15 protein-coding genes and 1 tRNA gene are annotated in these 15,144 nt (G+C 36.4%); 6 read left to right on the forward strand and 10 right to left on the reverse strand.

Annotated features, from left to right (window positions below; all coding sequences use genetic code 11):
• Positions 1-2: 2 nt before the first annotated feature.
• The 5 genes from ABVM49_RS01565 to radC all read right to left on the reverse strand — a co-directional run bounded on the left by ABVM49_RS01565 (position 3) and on the right by radC (position 4,714).
• Positions 3-1,412 carry a DUF5723 family protein gene (locus ABVM49_RS01565; protein WP_405202736.1) on the reverse strand — a complete coding sequence of 470 codons (1,410 nt, stop codon included), beginning with the start codon at positions 1,410-1,412 and terminating at the stop codon, positions 3-5.
• A gap of 1 nt (position 1,413) precedes the next feature.
• Positions 1,414-1,974 (reverse strand): hypothetical protein, encoded by a 561-nt coding sequence (locus ABVM49_RS01570; protein WP_405202737.1) that lies wholly within the window; start codon positions 1,972-1,974, stop codon positions 1,414-1,416.
• A gap of 52 nt (positions 1,975-2,026) precedes the next feature.
• Positions 2,027-2,710, reverse strand: a complete 684-nt coding sequence (locus tag ABVM49_RS01575) for a YjjG family noncanonical pyrimidine nucleotidase (protein ID WP_375252651.1) — start codon at positions 2,708-2,710, stop codon at positions 2,027-2,029.
• Positions 2,703-3,908, reverse strand: coding sequence for a polysaccharide deacetylase family protein (locus tag ABVM49_RS01580; RefSeq protein WP_405202738.1), 1,206 nt, complete (start codon positions 3,906-3,908; stop codon positions 2,703-2,705). The genes ABVM49_RS01575 and ABVM49_RS01580 overlap by 8 nt, the downstream gene beginning before the upstream one ends.
• A 92-nt stretch (positions 3,909-4,000) precedes the next feature.
• Positions 4,001-4,714 (reverse strand): DNA repair protein RadC, encoded by a 714-nt coding sequence (gene radC, locus ABVM49_RS01585; RefSeq protein ID WP_038599557.1) that lies wholly within the window; start codon positions 4,712-4,714, stop codon positions 4,001-4,003.
• Positions 4,715-4,868: 154 nt separating this feature from the next.
• On the opposite strand from radC, the gene ABVM49_RS01590 reads away from it, so the two are divergent.
• The 5 genes from ABVM49_RS01590 to ABVM49_RS01610 all read left to right on the forward strand — a co-directional run bounded on the left by ABVM49_RS01590 (position 4,869) and on the right by ABVM49_RS01610 (position 9,115).
• A complete protein-coding gene (locus ABVM49_RS01590; protein WP_038599554.1) occupies positions 4,869-5,309 on the forward strand; it encodes a DUF1569 domain-containing protein in 441 nt (146 codons plus the stop codon).
• A gap of 9 nt (positions 5,310-5,318) precedes the next feature.
• A complete protein-coding gene (locus tag ABVM49_RS01595) occupies positions 5,319-5,930 on the forward strand; it encodes a MarC family protein (protein WP_405202739.1) in 612 nt (203 codons plus the stop codon).
• 318 nt (positions 5,931-6,248) lie between these two features.
• Positions 6,249-6,797, forward strand: coding sequence for a hypothetical protein (locus ABVM49_RS01600; RefSeq protein WP_405202740.1), 549 nt, complete (start codon positions 6,249-6,251; stop codon positions 6,795-6,797).
• A gap of 265 nt (positions 6,798-7,062) precedes the next feature.
• Positions 7,063-7,620: an RNA polymerase sigma factor gene (locus ABVM49_RS01605; protein ID WP_038599546.1), complete on the forward strand. Its 558-nt coding sequence runs from the start codon at positions 7,063-7,065 to the stop codon at positions 7,618-7,620.
• Positions 7,610-9,115: a hypothetical protein gene (locus tag ABVM49_RS01610; protein WP_405202741.1), complete on the forward strand. Its 1,506-nt coding sequence runs from the start codon at positions 7,610-7,612 to the stop codon at positions 9,113-9,115. Before ABVM49_RS01605 ends, ABVM49_RS01610 begins: the two co-directional genes overlap by 11 nt.
• A gap of 266 nt (positions 9,116-9,381) precedes the next feature.
• On the opposite strand, the gene ABVM49_RS01615 is transcribed toward ABVM49_RS01610, so the two are convergent.
• The 4 genes from ABVM49_RS01615 to ABVM49_RS01630 all read right to left on the reverse strand — a co-directional run bounded on the left by ABVM49_RS01615 (position 9,382) and on the right by ABVM49_RS01630 (position 13,848).
• Positions 9,382-11,688, reverse strand: coding sequence for a M1 family metallopeptidase (locus tag ABVM49_RS01615; protein ID WP_375252657.1), 2,307 nt, complete (start codon positions 11,686-11,688; stop codon positions 9,382-9,384).
• A gap of 63 nt (positions 11,689-11,751) precedes the next feature.
• Positions 11,752-12,246 carry a DUF6702 family protein gene (locus tag ABVM49_RS01620; protein WP_405202742.1) on the reverse strand — a complete coding sequence of 165 codons (495 nt, stop codon included), beginning with the start codon at positions 12,244-12,246 and terminating at the stop codon, positions 11,752-11,754.
• A 71-nt stretch (positions 12,247-12,317) separates the two neighbouring features.
• The gene (locus ABVM49_RS01625; RefSeq protein ID WP_038599534.1) at positions 12,318-13,091 is read right to left on the reverse strand and encodes a hypothetical protein; all 774 of its coding nucleotides are present in this window, start codon (positions 13,089-13,091) and stop codon (positions 12,318-12,320) included.
• Positions 13,084-13,848, reverse strand: coding sequence for a carboxypeptidase-like regulatory domain-containing protein (locus ABVM49_RS01630; protein ID WP_405202743.1), 765 nt, complete (start codon positions 13,846-13,848; stop codon positions 13,084-13,086). Before ABVM49_RS01630 ends, ABVM49_RS01625 begins: the two co-directional genes overlap by 8 nt.
• Before the next feature lie 156 nt (positions 13,849-14,004).
• Between ABVM49_RS01630 and pepE the strand changes: the two genes are divergently transcribed.
• Complete coding sequence (pepE, locus tag ABVM49_RS01635; protein ID WP_405202744.1) at positions 14,005-14,709, forward strand: dipeptidase PepE; 705 nt, start codon at positions 14,005-14,007, stop codon at positions 14,707-14,709.
• A 59-nt stretch (positions 14,710-14,768) separates the two neighbouring features.
• On the opposite strand, the gene ABVM49_RS01640 is transcribed toward pepE, so the two are convergent.
• Positions 14,769-14,841 (reverse strand) — tRNA-Gly (locus ABVM49_RS01640).
• Between the last annotated feature and the right edge of the window lie 303 nt (positions 14,842-15,144).

The raw sequence follows: 15,144 nt of genomic DNA on the forward strand, positions 1-15,144 counted from the left end.
GATTATAATTTATTATCAAAAACTAGCTGCATACCCAGCTGTAGACTTGCTCCTCTGGCTTTTGCAACATTTGTATATTGCATTAAATTGTCTGTGGCAAGATAAAGATTAAATTTATTAATTTTAGTACTTACTAAGAACCCTAGATTAGTGGCAGAACGCTTATCGTACGTATAGGTAAGTCTCGTAAGTAGGCCACTAGTCCAATCTTTATCATAATAAGCAGTAATGGCTGTTTGTAACCCTCTAGGTCTCCTAATAGTATTTAAATGAAGCCCTAGCTTATTTACATATTTTCTTGAACTAGAAGCCCGGCAATTACAAGTACCACTACGATCTTCACCAAAAGCATATTGTACAGATGTATTAAACTTTACTGGCCTCCAAGATGTGTAATTATTTGACAAGCTATCATTTGTGTTTATCGAGTCTTTAAACTCATCTTCTATATCTTGCCAATAGTCTGTAAACTCATCACCCTCAATAAGCGCAGGAAATGTAAGCTCTATACCATTGGTCTCATAGTTACCACTCGCTGTAAAATTGCGCACATCATCCTTATGACTTATAACACCTAAATCTATGACACTTCCTGTAATAGACCATTGCTCATTAATAAAATGAGTAAAACCTATATCTAATCCAAATCCATAGTTTTTACTTAAAAAGGCATTGCTTACAAGCTCTGTAACGTCTGTATCTATCTCGTCATCATAAAAAGACGCAACACCAGAGGTATTTGCCACGAGACTAACATTGCGCAGTGTATGAGTATAAAAATTAGGCCCATTAGGTGTTGTTCTTGTGGTAAAATCTCCTCTATTATTTATACTATTTACATTTGTGACGCTCATATACATTTTTGCTCTCACGCCTAGTTGCCAGGAATCGTTTATTTTTTTATTTATTCCAAAATGGTATACCGAAAGCGCCTCTGCTGTAAAAGCCAACTCAGAAAACTCAAAAGGTACATCTATATAACCTGCATTACCGTTATATGCAAGTGTTGCTAGATCTTTAGGAAAATATGAGAATACATCTATCTCGTGATATATTCCACCAGAATAATATATGTCTGATTTTGAAGAACGCCACCCAAATGAGAGGAGCTCCACTTGCACGTTTGCATTAAAATAGTCTGTACTACTCAAATCAAAAAGAGCATTACTAATCGCTTCATTAATAGAAATATCATCTCTAAAGATGTCATAAGCACTTACTCCAGATGAACCTGCCTCAAAAGACAGACCAGAGAGCAATGGAACTCCTATGTGTTTATCAAAACTTACTGCCGTCCCTGGATTGCTTAACAGGCTTTGCGGTAATGCATCAACATTATAGAGCTGAGGCCTGTTCTGAGAAAAAACATAAGACGTACAAAATAGGAAGAAGAGTACTAATCTATTTTTCATCTTACAGATCTGAAAATTCTAGAGAATAAATAGCTTTACTCTGTAAGTTCAATTCACCAGTTTGAGGTAATGTCCCGGCATCAATAATAACTTCATTTGCTAGTTGTATGGAATTACGGATACTTTGCAGCTCTTGTTGTGTTACAGTCTCTGTAAACTCTGTTACAACTGGCTCTCCGCTATTAGAACCAGAAACAGGAAAGATTATCTCATATTGTATAACTCCGTTCTCACTCAGAAAAATGGACCTATTTGTAATAGACTGGTTAAAACTATTTGTTGCTCTATATGTAATTTCTACCTCTACTAGATTTTCTTGAGTAACCTCATCATCTAGAAAGTTAAGCTGGGTCGTGTCTCTCAGTATTATTTGATTATTTACAATCTCCTCATTAATCAAACTAGTGTAGTTTACAGTAAAAAACAACAAATCTGCATCTAGCCTGGGTGTAAGTACGACCTCATCTAGGCGATCAAAATCTACATCATCTACACAAGAGCTACAATATAGCAATATCGAAAAGACACAACCTAAAAATAGTTTTACTGACGATGGCTTCATATGTGGGGTTCTTTATGTAATGCAAACGCTTGTAGTCTATGTGTTATTGCTATTATAGAAAACTCTTGAGATGTGTTATTTCATCTACAACCTTAATCTCTTGTGGAAGTTTTAATTTATGATAATTAAAACAAATGGCGTCCATACCTACTTTAAGCGCTCCTACAATATCTGCCTCATAAGTATCTCCTATCATTATACTTTGATCTGCCGCAACGCCAGCTTTATCCATTGCAAAGTGAAATATCTTTTCATTAGGTTTTTTAACCCCCACAGACTCACTAGAGGTCATCGTTTCAAAATATGGTGCAAGTCCAGATTTATGCATTTTTGTAGTTTGCACTTCGTGAAAACCGTTTGTAATAATATGCATCTTGTATCTAGGCGATAAGTAATCTAGCAGTTCTATAGTGCCTTCAAAAAGATGATTGTTTTCTGGAAGACATTCTATATAATCATCAGAGAGTTTGTCTATAATATCATCTGTGACGGAGATTCCCATCTTGTCAAATGTTTTTTTAAACCTTCCGTAACGTAGCTGGGCTTTTGTGATGCGCTCTTCTCTGTACCATTTCCATTGCTGGAAATTAATAGGGCTATACACCTCAAGAAACTCGTTGTAGTTAATACTGAGATTATTTCTTTCAAAAATCTTTATAAACGCAAGACCACTATTGCGATCAAAATCCCAAAGGGTGTGGTCAAGATCAAAAAATACGTCTGTAATTTTACTCATCTGCTAGTAGGTGTCTAAAAAGTTTTTTACTGTATATATCATCAAAAGAGTGATTTGAAAACGAAATTCTAAAGACCCCATTTACTTTCTTTATACGATCACTCAACGCTTTGAGGTTTACAAAATCTATAGTGTGATTTTTATAATTAATCACATTATCAGACTGCATACATACGGGATGTATAAGTAATGGCGTTTGTATCTCGTAGTCTAGATCATAAAATAAAAAAGATTGTGAGGTACCTGCTCTAAAACCAGTAATATCTGCATATCCCATTGTATAATCGCTCTGTATTTCTTGATCTAGAGCATCTCTGTATACATATGGTAAATTAAGTTTAAAGTTTGAGACGTGCATACTTCTCATAGGCCTGTGTATAATTTCCTCCAGACGTTTACGCTCTATTGCCAGCGCCTGTCTATCTGTCGCTGCTTGTGGTGATAATAGTAAACCTACGCTGCAATAATCACCTATCATTTTTATGGTACTTTGAAAGCTGCGTTTTGAGTGCTTTATATTTTTTCCTGTCTGCCCGTAATCACCTATTTGAAAAAATATTTGAAACGGAATAGCACTTTGTTTTTGCACGTTTGCAAGCCAGCCAAAGCTGTCATAAGGGTCCTTCCTTGTTCCGAGAAGTACTTGTGAGCGTTTTAAAATTTCGCGAAAGCGTAATTTTCCAAAATCTCTAAAATAACCCCCTACAGCACGCAGTACACCAAGTTTTTTATACTTAAATGCCTGAGGAACGGTAACGAGCATATGAACTTTATAGTCTGTTTTTTTTGTAATTAAATCTGGAAATTGAGTTGTAAGTACACGAGCAAATCGCTGTATCCATATATCTATCACAGGCTGCTCTAAAAAGTTGTGCATACCCGCTAGACTCTCACTTGCCGGAAAGCGACCTAAACAATCTTTTACGTGTGGTAAGTACTCCTCATACCTACTTAAGAGGTAAAAAGAAGCAGCAAAAATATCATAAGGAATTTGTGCACTAGCGTCTTTTATTTGAAAAAAACACGGTACACCTTCCCAGTCTTGCACAGCAATATCTATGGCTAGTATCCCTTGCTCAAAAAGTAAATCTACACTACGTATGTGCAACTCATTACCTAGCTTTTTTGACGTGTACGAGAGTTTTGCTCCTTCGTATGCAATAAACTCTTCTAGCTTAGTGGTAAATTTTACAGACACCCCCAGTACTCTAGTGCAAATATGTTTAAAAACATAAGAGACACGAGGCGTAATTTTGTGCGTGTAAACAAGTAACATATGGGGCGCTGCTGTTATAGAATACCATCATCGGCAAAGCTAAAATACTGCTTTTCGGTCACAATAATATGGTCTAATACTTGTATATCTAGGCTTTGAGCAGCGGTTTTTAACTTTGTAGTAAGCATCTTATCTGCCTGAGAGGGTTTGAGCGTTCCAGATGGGTGATTGTGCCCTAGTATCATCCCCACAGCACTAAGCTCTATGGCCGTTTTCATAACCATACGCACATCTACCAGCGTGCCTGTAAGACCTCCTTTACTTACCTGCTCCTTGCGTAAGACTTTATTAGAATTATTAAGAAACAACACCCAGAATTCTTCGTGCGGCAATTCTCCTATAATGGGTTGTAATATGGTATATGCATCTTTTGAAGAAGTAATACGCTTTCGCGAAAGCGTCTCTCCGCCACTACGTCTTCTACCCAGCTCTAGTGCCGCTGCGATAGTGACTGCCTTTGCCTCTCCTATTCCTTTAAACTTCATTAAATCCTTTACCGAAAGTTTACCCAGCTCAGACAAGTTATTTTCGGCTTGTGAGAGAATGCGTTTACTAAGGGATACGGCACTCTCTTCTCGCGAGCCAGAGCCTATAAGTATAGCGATAAGCTCTGCATCTGAAAGGACAGAGCGACCTTTAATCATTAATTTCTCTCTGGGTCTATCATCTTCAGACCAGTTTTTTATTGAAATGTAAGAGGACGTGTCTTTTACAGTGTTTTCTTGCATAAGCCTTAAATATAGGGTTTTACAATATTATATCTTATTGCATTTTAAAGAAAACATAAACATCAAGATTGCTCACATTTTTAAAGGAAGCCGTAATTATTGTACATTAATAGTCTAATATTGATATAAGAAAATTAATCGCAAAGAACTGGCTATGAAATCACTTTTTGACCCAACCACATACCAAGAGACAAAAACCAGAATACAAGCCTTACAACCAGATAGCGCAGCTCGCTGGGGTAAGATGAATGTAGGGCAAATGGTAACGCACTGTCAATTTCCTTTTAAGGTAGCACTAAGTGACAAACCAAGAAAAGCAAAGTGGAACCCTATTATGCGGTTATTTAAAAAATCTTTATATAATGATAAGCCCTGGCGTAAAAACCTGCCTACAGCTCCAGAGGCAAAAATCACAGATAGCCGTGATCTAGATCTTGAGCGTGAGAAACTTCTATCTATGGTAGATGCTTTTTATAACAAACGTGAGCAACAAGAGTGGCAACCACACCCTATGTTTGGCCACTTTACTCACGAGCAATGGGGACAACTTGAGTATAAGCACCTTGATTATCACTTAGGCCAGTTTGGCGTATAAATATTTGTTATGACAGAGATATTTACCTCTATATTTTTCATATTTGCCGTTATTGATCCCATAGGGACAATACCTGTTTACCTTGAGGCGACTAAGGAGTTTGACTTAAGGTATAAAAAGAAAATTGCCATAAGAGCCTCTGTTATGGCGTTTATGATATTACTCTTTTTTATTGTTATAGGCCAGCTTATACTTGAGGGAATGTCTGTCTCGCTAGACGCATTTCAGATTTCTGGAGGTGTGATTTTATTTCTCTTTGCCCTTACTATGATTTTTGGTGATGGCAAGCCAGATCAAGAAAAAAATGGCATCACAGATTATAAACACGTTACTATCTTTCCTATTGCGATACCCTCTATAGCGTCTCCAGGAGCTATAATGGCGGTTGTTTTACTCACAGACAATCATTTATATTCTATACAAGAACAACTTATCACTACCGTGCTTGTGCTTATAGTTATAGGCCTCACCTGCTTGATACTTTTAGGTGCAAATAGGTTACAACAACGTATAGGTAATTACGGAATTACTGTCATAAGTAAGATTATGGGACTTATACTCGCAGCTTATGCAGTACAGAGCATTCTATCTGGGATAAGTCACTACTTTAGTAAGATTTAAAGCAGTTATACCTACTTATCCAAGTGCACAGTACGTCTTAGTAGTGTGCGCCAAGAAAACTTAACCACATATTTAAGTTTTTTTCAATATTAAGACAGCGCACTACGTCTCGCTAGTTATAGTGCGTTTGTAAAATGACTTAAAAAAAGGGTTCCAAATAGATTGATTTTTTTAGGGTTGCGTTTACGCTTTCGCGAAAGCGTTATCCTATCACTTTTAAACCATTAAGTAACTCCCGATAATAGTTGACTTTACTTATCTAGCCTCATTTAAAACAGATTTGTACATTGCTATGGTTAATCAAAAAATCGAAAAACTATGAAATTTAAAGCTATTTACTTTCTCGTAATAATTATGGTATTTGCTAGCTGTGATGATGACAATGTTAACTTGAGCAGTATTGCAGATTCGGCTTCAAATGGAGCTGTAATAGAATTAGTAAGTACCACAAATAACACAATCTCTCAAGAAGATGCTCAGGGCTCACTAGAAGCGAGACTAGAATATAGGGATGATGAGAATGGGACACTTCTAGAAGAGATGAGAGTGTATCTAACCTACTACGACCTATCTGAGATGAGTGGAGACAGCACAGAGGCACTTGTAGAGCAAGAAATTCTTTTTGAGACTATTGCGGCTAGTAACTTTATTGCCGGCGAAAACAGCTTTCCTGTCTATGACCTAGCAATTACTGCAGATCAGTTTTTAAGTAACACAAACAATACATCTTCTAGCATTGCAGCTGGTGATATTTTTACAACAAGATTTGAATTATTACTTACAGATGGTCGTGTTTTTACTTCAACAAATACAGCTGTTAATGGTGGTCTCAACATAGATTTTATAATTAACACAGAGGTTAATTAAAGGTTTTATATCATAATCACCCCACTTCTACAGGGTGCTTCTTATTTTAAATAAGTAGCATTGTTAACTTTACAGGTATCCTTACTGATAAAAAATTACGTTTTCACGCAACCTTTTTATAACTTCTAGTCTTTATTATGAAGAACAGAAATAAGTTGCTATGAAATTGAAAATATCTTAATAATATATTGAAAGCTTAAGAACTCTTTTTACACCCCAAAAGATCTTAAGCTTTTTATATACTCACTGTTTAACATCAAATCTCTTGGAGCTAGAGAAGCTTTTAAAAAAATGTAAAAAGGGTGACCGTAAGGCACAGCAGTCTTTGTACAATGTATACAAGGATAGACTTTTTGCGCTTAGTATGAAGTATTGTAAAAACAGAGATGAAGCTCAAGATAATCTTCAAGACTCATTTGTAACCATATTTACAAAAATTAATACTTATAAAAATGCAGGCTCTTTTGAAGGGTGGATGAAGCGCATTGTTATAAATAAAGCAATAGATAGATATAAGAGAAAACCATATTTAGAGTCTATAGATGATCATCAGGTTCAAGAAGAGGACACGACTATAGATCAAGATGATACGGCTATACCCTTGCAAACATTACTCAAGCTAGTGCAAGAATTACCAGATAGATATAGACTTGTATTTAACCTGTACCAACTAGATAACTACACTCATAAAGAGATTGCAATGGCCTTAAATATAAGCCAAGGCACATCTAAATCTAATTTGCACAGAGCCAAACTAATATTAAAAGAAAGAATAATAGCCTTAACGGCTGCTCAAAAAAATTCCATAGTAAATGGGAACTAGAAAAGACATAGGCAAACTCTTTAAAGAGCGTCTAGGTGGTATAGAGCAATCACCAGATGCTGGACTATGGGATAATATTGCCGCAGAACTTGACCAGACTAAAGGCCGTCGTATAGCGCCATTTTGGTATTATTTTGGAAGTGCTATTATTATAGGAGCACTAAGCTTACTTTGGTTTGCTCAACCAGAGGAAGTCGTAAAAAAAGAGAAACAAAGCTTAGTAAATAGCGAGACTATTAAAGACTCTGATAACGTTAATATAGAAGATGCGTTAACCACAACTTCAAAATCTATAGAAGATAAAAACACTACAGCGACTACTGGTGAGCAAGATAAAGTACAAACGATACAACAAGACACCACTTACAACTCACAGACAGTAATAATTCAATCAGGGTTAGCTACAAATAGGCCAACTATTAATACTATTAGTTCTAGTAACAAAATCAATTACTCATTAATAGAAATTGAAGCGCTTAAAAACAACAGTGCTACTGCGGCTTCAAACAGTAACCGCAGTAACGAAAGTTACACCCCTCAACTTCATTACACTAGCAAAGGTAATGAAGAGGCTCTTGCAAAGTATAAAGCCGAGGTCAAGAAGGCATTAGAACTCGAGATTGCTCAGCAAAAAGAGCAAGCAGCTATAGAAGTGGCGGCTGTCATAAAGAAAAAGACAGATAGTATTAACAAGGTTGTACAAAAGGCGCTCACTTCAAACACAAGAGCAAAGAAAAAAATAAAACTACCTAAAACAGAAGAAGAACGTGCCGAAGATCGTAGAAACGCTACAGAATATGAGATTGCCATCTCTCCATACACCAGTGTATTAAGTTATGGTTCTGTAAGTAAAGGATCTTCTATAGATGATAGACTAGTAAACAATCCCCGTGACGCGATATCTACAGTAGGATATGGTATGCGCGTAGACTACACACTAGGCGAAAAAAGTAGCCTTAGACTAGGTATAGGCTATGCTCCATTAAAATATCAAACAGATAACTTTCAAGTATCTGTAACAGATGGAAATATTAATATCTATGAACTTTCTGCTATAAACTTAGCTAACTTAAATAGCGGTAGTAGTACAGAAAGCTCTCCAGAAGCGCAAAGTTTTTTTAATGCAAATGACATCGTCTCTATAGAGCAAAATATTTCTTACATAGAGGTTCCAGTAGGTTTCCAATATAGATTTATAAATAAACGTGTTTCATTTAGTGTAAACCCTGGTTTGAGCTTATTAATCCTGAGTAATAATGAAATATATGCAACCGCGGCCTCTGGACAATCCATATTTGTAGGTCGTGAAACTAATCTCAACGGGCTGAGTCTAGCATTTAACTTTGGTTTAGGTGGCCATTATAATATAAACGAAAAATGGCGTCTTAATGTTGAGCCTGTTTTTAGATATCAACTCAATCCTTATGCAAATAACCTAAGTAACTTTAGACCATATTATATAGGTGCACAATTTGGAATGTCTTACAAGTTTTAAAAGACTTTTCTCCAGTAAAAATAACTACTCAATAGATGGTTATAATTACGCTTTCGCGAAAGCGTAAAAAGCTCCACAAATACAGTAACACAATAAACTTAGCAACCACAGCCCTATTAAGAAGAGCTATGTAAAGGCTCTGTTAAAACAAGCTAAGATGGTTTACAGCCACTTGTACTATTAATACTTTAGAAGTCTATGTAATAAAAAAGCCGTTTCTCAAGATTGAGAAACGGCTTTATAAATAGTGACAAAGGTATTAGTTACTAGTTACCCTTTGCATTGTTTTTAAACTTATCAAACTTACCTAGCTTTTTTGCTTTAGGCCAGCTGTTGTTATCTGTATCAATATCTGCTGTTTCAAGATCTGGATCTACTGTAATTTTTACAATTTCCTTATCTGAAGCTATTGCTTTACTTACCTCTGCATCATTCTTTCTCCACACTTGTGCTGGGTATGTAACTTTCTTTTTTGATCCATCTGCATATTCATACTCAACAATAATAGGCATTGGGATTCCTCCTGGCTTCTCAAAAACTACTTTGTATAAAAACTTAGGGGTTTTGATCTTTGCGCGCTCTTCTGGAGTAAAGTTATCCATAAGATATTCTTTAAGGGTAGGTGATGCTTCTAGCATATCTTTACCTCTCATATCTTCTGTAAATTCTGGGCTATCTTCATCTACTACATAAATAGCTTGAATTTGACTAGGATCTGTAATACCATAACGAGCTAGTAATGCCTTTCCAGCCTCTGTTACTTTATCTGTCACATAGTACTGCTTTACATCTTTAAGACCTATATCTACAGCCTCTGTACTATAAAACCATCCTCTCCAGAACCAGTCAAGATCTACTGCAGATGCATCTTCCATCGTACGGAAGAAATCTTCTGGTGTAGGGTGTTTAAACATCCAGCGTTGTGCATATGTTTTAAACGCGTGATCAAAAAGATCGTGCCCCATTACAGTCTCTCTTAAGATATTAAGAGCAGTTGCTGGCTTACCATAGGCATTTGCACCTAGGTTAAAAGCGTTCTCTGGGTTAGACATAATAGGCGCTATATATTCTTGATTTCCTTTCATATACCCTACTATTTTAGAAGGTGCTCCTCGTCTTGATGGGTATGCGTCATTTCCTTTTATAGCTTCTGGATAGTTTTGACCAAACTCTTGCTCTGTAAGGTACTGCATAAAGGTATCTAGACCTTCATCCATCCATCCCCACTGGCGCTCGTCACTGTTTACAATCATAGGGAAGTAGTTATGACCTACCTCGTGTATAATTACTGAGATCATACCAAATTTTGTTCTGTCACTGTACGTTCCATCTTCGTTAGGACGACCATAGTTCCAACAGATCATAGGGTACTCCATACCTTGACCCTTTGCGTGTACAGAAATAGCCTTTGGGTAAGGGTAGTTAAAAGTATACTTTGAGTAGGTATCTAGTGTTTGTACAATTGCTTTTGTAGAGTACTCCTCCCATAATGGATTTCCTTCTGGTGGGTAGATAGAAATAGCCATTACATCACGCTCTGGAAACTTTACTGCCTGTGCATCCATTATGTAACGACGTGATGATGTAAATGCAAAGTCACGCACGTTTTTTGCTCTAAGCTTCCACGTTTGTGTTGCTTTCATTTTTCCAGCGGCCATTTTTTCTGCCTCTGCTTGAGTACGGATGATAACAGGCTTATCATAAGATTTTTTTGCCTGCTCCCATCTCTTCATTTCTTCTTTACTGTAAACATCTTTTAGGTTTACAATCTCACCTGTACCATCAAGTAGGTGATCTTTTGGTACCGTAATATCTACTTCATAATCTCCAAAAGGTAATGCAAACTCTCCGTTACCCCAGAACTGGTAGTTCTGCCATCCTTCTACATCATTGTATACTGCCATTCTTGGGAAGAACTGTGCGATGATATATCCTTTATTACCGTCTTTATAAGTTTCATAACCAGATCTAGCACGATCTACCGTGTGTTCTGGTATAAGATAGTTCCACTTTATAGAAAATGTGTAAGACTCGCCAGCTTTAAGAGGCTGTGGCATATCTATGCGCATCATCGTCCAGTTGATGGTGTGGTTAAGGCTACGACCATTAGACTTTACCTCTTCTATTTTAAAACCTCCATCAAAAGGCTCACTTTTCATATATGATCCCACAAAAGAACCTGGCTGCGATACAGCTCCAACTCCTCCACCGTTTTTCTCTTTGGCAGGTGAATCTTTCTCTCTTACGTTTTGATCAAGTTGTACCCATAGATACTCAAGATCGTCTGGAGAGTTATTTGTGTACGTAATTGTTTCAAACCCATTAATGATGTGTGTATCATCATTAAGTTCTATTTGCATTTTGTAATCTGCATTATTCTGGTAGTATGCGTGACCTGGCGCTCCAGAGGCTGTTCTGTACTGGTTAGGTGTAGACATTTCATTGTAAAGTTGTCTAAACCTGTTTGTGTTTTCGTGCCCCATTGCACGCTCTTCTGTTTGTTCTTCTTGAGCAAAAGCGCTTGTGCCTAGAAGTAAAAATGCTGCGAGCAGCATATACGAGTAACGAATCATAAGTGTGTTGAATTAGTTTTAGCTCTAAAAATAGCCATCCTTAGCAGTGTTTTGGGATAATTTTTAAAATTTTAACAACCCTTTAGCATTTCCCGCAGTAAGTAGAAAACTTTTCTTGTTCTTTCCTATAGTAGTATGTACCATATTTTTTTGGTCTGGAAACAAATCCATAAGTAGCTCATTATCTATCTCAAATGTTTTAATTAGTTCTACATCTGTGATTTCTACATAGCAAACCACATAATCATCTTCATACTCCTTACCTAAAAACTGGAGCTGTCTTTTTTCTCCATTTACGGTTATTATGAGCTTTTTTTGAAGGTATTTATTTAGGTAAAGGTCCAGTTTTTCTTGATTTGCGGTTGCATCTACTACAATGGTTTCATCATAACGCTCTTGGAGCACAGCTTCAAGATCATCATAAAATAACCGCGATATCATTTGTATGGATTTTTCTTGCTCGTCATACACTACATCCGTAACACTGAGGTAATATTTATGTAATGAGGCTCCCATAAGCAATGGAGCGATTATAAATAGTAAAAGAACTTTTCTCATAATGAATTTAGATGATGGGTTTACGCTTTCGCGAAAGCGTACTATAAAATTTTCAATAAATGTGCCATTACTTAATCTTGAGGTACAAGTTTTCTATAGTCTTCTGACTTTTTCATCATAAACTCAAGCAGTCCCAAGACATTATCTGTATCTACGAGCTCTTTTGCCTTTGGGTCTTCAAAGGTATAATACACAAAATCTTCTATAGATTCTTTATTTATAGCTAGCTCATTCATATACACACTATCTGAAAAGCTGTGCCTACTTTCTTGCACTAGTTTTTCAAACCTTGATATTTCAATATGTTTTTTGAGCATTTTTAATCTGCCAGTGATTGAGTTTATGAGTCCGTCTAGCGGGATGCCTCCCCCACTGGTTACAGCTGTATAATAGCGACGCTCTTCTACCGTGCGCGGTGGGGCTGTGTTTTCTGGTATACCTAAATCTGTAGGTGTGATTTTTATCTCATACTCTGTAGTACCCACGTCTTTTGTTATATCACCAGTGAGATCTATATTACTTATCGTTACTTGATCAAGCTCTGTAATTTTTGGTATTAAATACAAGGTGATTTTACCTCTATTGAACATCGTATTATTTACCACAAACTGTCTAGGCTCATATTGTACTGCGCTCACATTTATGGTATCATTAAGCCTCGCTTTTATAACAAATTTTCCGTTTTGTGAGGTTATCGTCCCTGTTCTTAATGTCATATTTACCACGGTAAGATTTGCCTTATCTATAGTATCATTAAGAACTTGACCCTCTAGCATTATTACATCTTGAGAATATAACACTGTGGAAATTAAAAAAAACAAACAGAAGTTTATATACTTAATCATCGTTAGTAGATTTATTAAGTAAGACGCCCTCAGACTCCTTACGTTTCAAATATGCGGTAGATTTTTGTAACATTAAACCTAAGATAGCCATTGTGTCGCCTTGATTTGATAAACGTACGGCTTTTTTATCTTCAAAAACATAGTATACAAAATCTTCTATAAGGTCTTCTGGTATATTTAAAGACTTCATATATGTACTATCAGAAAATGTTTGATGATTTTGCTCAACCATCATCTTAAATTTTGAAATTTTTAAATGCTTTTTTAGCATTTTGGTACGCCCGCTTATGGCGTTTATAAGGGAGCCTAGTGGACCAGCTCCTGCAGTAGCACTATAAACTCTACGCTCTTCTACTGTCATCGAAGGTTTTGCATTTTCTGGTATACCTAAAGATGACGGCGAGATAAACCTCTTAAGTGGCACTGCCTTGAGATCCTTAGTTATATCTCCCGTAAGATCAATGTTACTTATGACCACTTCATCTAGCTCATTGAGTTTAGGTATGAGATAAAGTGAGAGTTTCATACGTTTATATATGACTGGAGTAATTATTATGCGCTTACTCTCATACTGCACAGCACTTATGTTAAGCGTGTCATTTACTCGCACTGGTATTTCAAAAACCCCATCTAGATTAGTAACAGTACCCGCGCGCATATTAATATTTACAACTGTTATGGAAGCAACCTCAATACTATCATTAAGAATTTTACCTTCTAACATTGAGCTATTTTGAGCAGTGAGTAAACTACTCATACATAACAATATGGGAATTATATAGATGTAATGTCTCGCGATAGTATACTGTTTTATGTTGGTTGTAAAAATAGGTCAGCTCTTTACGCTTTAGGTTTAATGTTTTGTTAATTCACTTTACCTGCTCTAGTTTGTATTTTTGAATAAAGAATTGATATGCCAAAAAATATTATCGCCGCAAGCACCTCTACTATTTACGGAGGCACTTATTTAGAGTATCTCCTTCCAGAACTTAAAACGTTATTTCATAATGTAACTGAGATTATATTTATACCGTATGCTCGACCAGGTGGCATCACTCACGATGATTATACCACTATTGCTCAAAAAGCTTTCTCAAAAATTAATATCTCTGTAAGAGGCCTCCATACTTATAAAGACGCAACAGAAGCCCTAAAGGTTGCTCAAGGTATATTTACAGGTGGAGGAAATACGTTTGTACTAGTTAACCAGTTATACAAACTAGATGTAATGCACACACTCAGAGATGTAATCTTAAACGGCACTCCCTACCTAGGCACAAGCGCTGGGAGTAACCTTTGTGGCCTCACGATGCAAACTACAAATGATATGCCTATTGCCTACCCGCCAAGTTTTAAAACATTGGGAGTTTTACCTTTTAATGTAAACCCGCATTACCTAGATCCAGATACAGACTCTACGCATATGGGTGAAACCCGAGAGACACGTATTAAAGAATACCACATTTACAATACAGTCCCAGTGTTAGGAATGCGAGAAGGAAGCTGGATACGAGTAAAGGATAAAGAAATTACATTACAGGGTGACCACACAGCTCGAGTATTTAAACAAGATAAGGAGCCTTATGAGATTGACTCTTTGTCTACAATTAAATTATAGATTACGCTTTCGCGAAATAAAATAAAAAAGCCCTGTAGATATACAGGGCTTTTTCTTTGAGCGGGAGACCAGGTTCGAACTGGCGACATTCAGCTTGGAAGGCTGACGCTCTACCAACTGAGCTACTCCCGCATTTATTGAAGATTGTTCTTCAAAAGGTAATTAACAAAAGGCTTTACTAACAAGCCTAAATATTAAAGCGAGGCAAAAATAAATCTTTTTAAACGATACACAAGGAAAAAATTAAAAAATATTTGAATGCAACATTTTTATAAAATATGCATTTCATCGATACAAAACTGCGCTTCGTCTGAAAGTTACTGATTTACAATGCCCTTATTTTAACTTTGAACCTAGAATAAATTTTATTCTAAATTAGAACTAATAAGCTTTGCATTACGTATATATTTTTAACAAAATTTGTACAAGTAAATG

It is taken from the genome of Dokdonia sp. LLG6352-1 (assembly GCF_045055815.1).
GTDB classification, from domain to species: Bacteria; Bacteroidota; Bacteroidia; order Flavobacteriales; family Flavobacteriaceae; genus Dokdonia; species Dokdonia donghaensis.

What these genes read in the sequence shown, in the direction of transcription:
- ABVM49_RS01575 (WP_375252651.1), bottom strand. Translation starts at nt 2,710, where the DNA reads ATGAGTAAAATTACAGACGTATTTTTTGATCTTGACCACACCCTTTGG.
- radC (WP_038599557.1), bottom strand. Translation starts at nt 4,714, where the DNA reads ATGCAAGAAAACACTGTAAAAGACACGTCCTCTTACATTTCAATAAAA.
- ABVM49_RS01565 (WP_405202736.1), bottom strand. Translation starts at nt 1,412, where the DNA reads ATGAAAAATAGATTAGTACTCTTCTTCCTATTTTGTACGTCTTATGTT.
- ABVM49_RS01615 (WP_375252657.1), bottom strand. Translation starts at nt 11,688, where the DNA reads ATGATTCGTTACTCGTATATGCTGCTCGCAGCATTTTTACTTCTAGGC.
- ABVM49_RS01610 (WP_405202741.1), top strand. Translation starts at nt 7,610, where the DNA reads ATGGGAACTAGAAAAGACATAGGCAAACTCTTTAAAGAGCGTCTAGGT.
- ABVM49_RS01625 (WP_038599534.1), bottom strand. Translation starts at nt 13,091, where the DNA reads ATGATTAAGTATATAAACTTCTGTTTGTTTTTTTTAATTTCCACAGTG.
- pepE (WP_405202744.1), top strand. Translation starts at nt 14,005, where the DNA reads ATGCCAAAAAATATTATCGCCGCAAGCACCTCTACTATTTACGGAGGC.
- ABVM49_RS01570 (WP_405202737.1), bottom strand. Translation starts at nt 1,974, where the DNA reads ATGAAGCCATCGTCAGTAAAACTATTTTTAGGTTGTGTCTTTTCGATA.
- ABVM49_RS01630 (WP_405202743.1), bottom strand. Translation starts at nt 13,848, where the DNA reads ATGAGTAGTTTACTCACTGCTCAAAATAGCTCAATGTTAGAAGGTAAA.
- ABVM49_RS01600 (WP_405202740.1), top strand. Translation starts at nt 6,249, where the DNA reads ATGAAATTTAAAGCTATTTACTTTCTCGTAATAATTATGGTATTTGCT.
- ABVM49_RS01595 (WP_405202739.1), top strand. Translation starts at nt 5,319, where the DNA reads ATGACAGAGATATTTACCTCTATATTTTTCATATTTGCCGTTATTGAT.
- ABVM49_RS01590 (WP_038599554.1), top strand. Translation starts at nt 4,869, where the DNA reads ATGAAATCACTTTTTGACCCAACCACATACCAAGAGACAAAAACCAGA.
- ABVM49_RS01620 (WP_405202742.1), bottom strand. Translation starts at nt 12,246, where the DNA reads ATGAGAAAAGTTCTTTTACTATTTATAATCGCTCCATTGCTTATGGGA.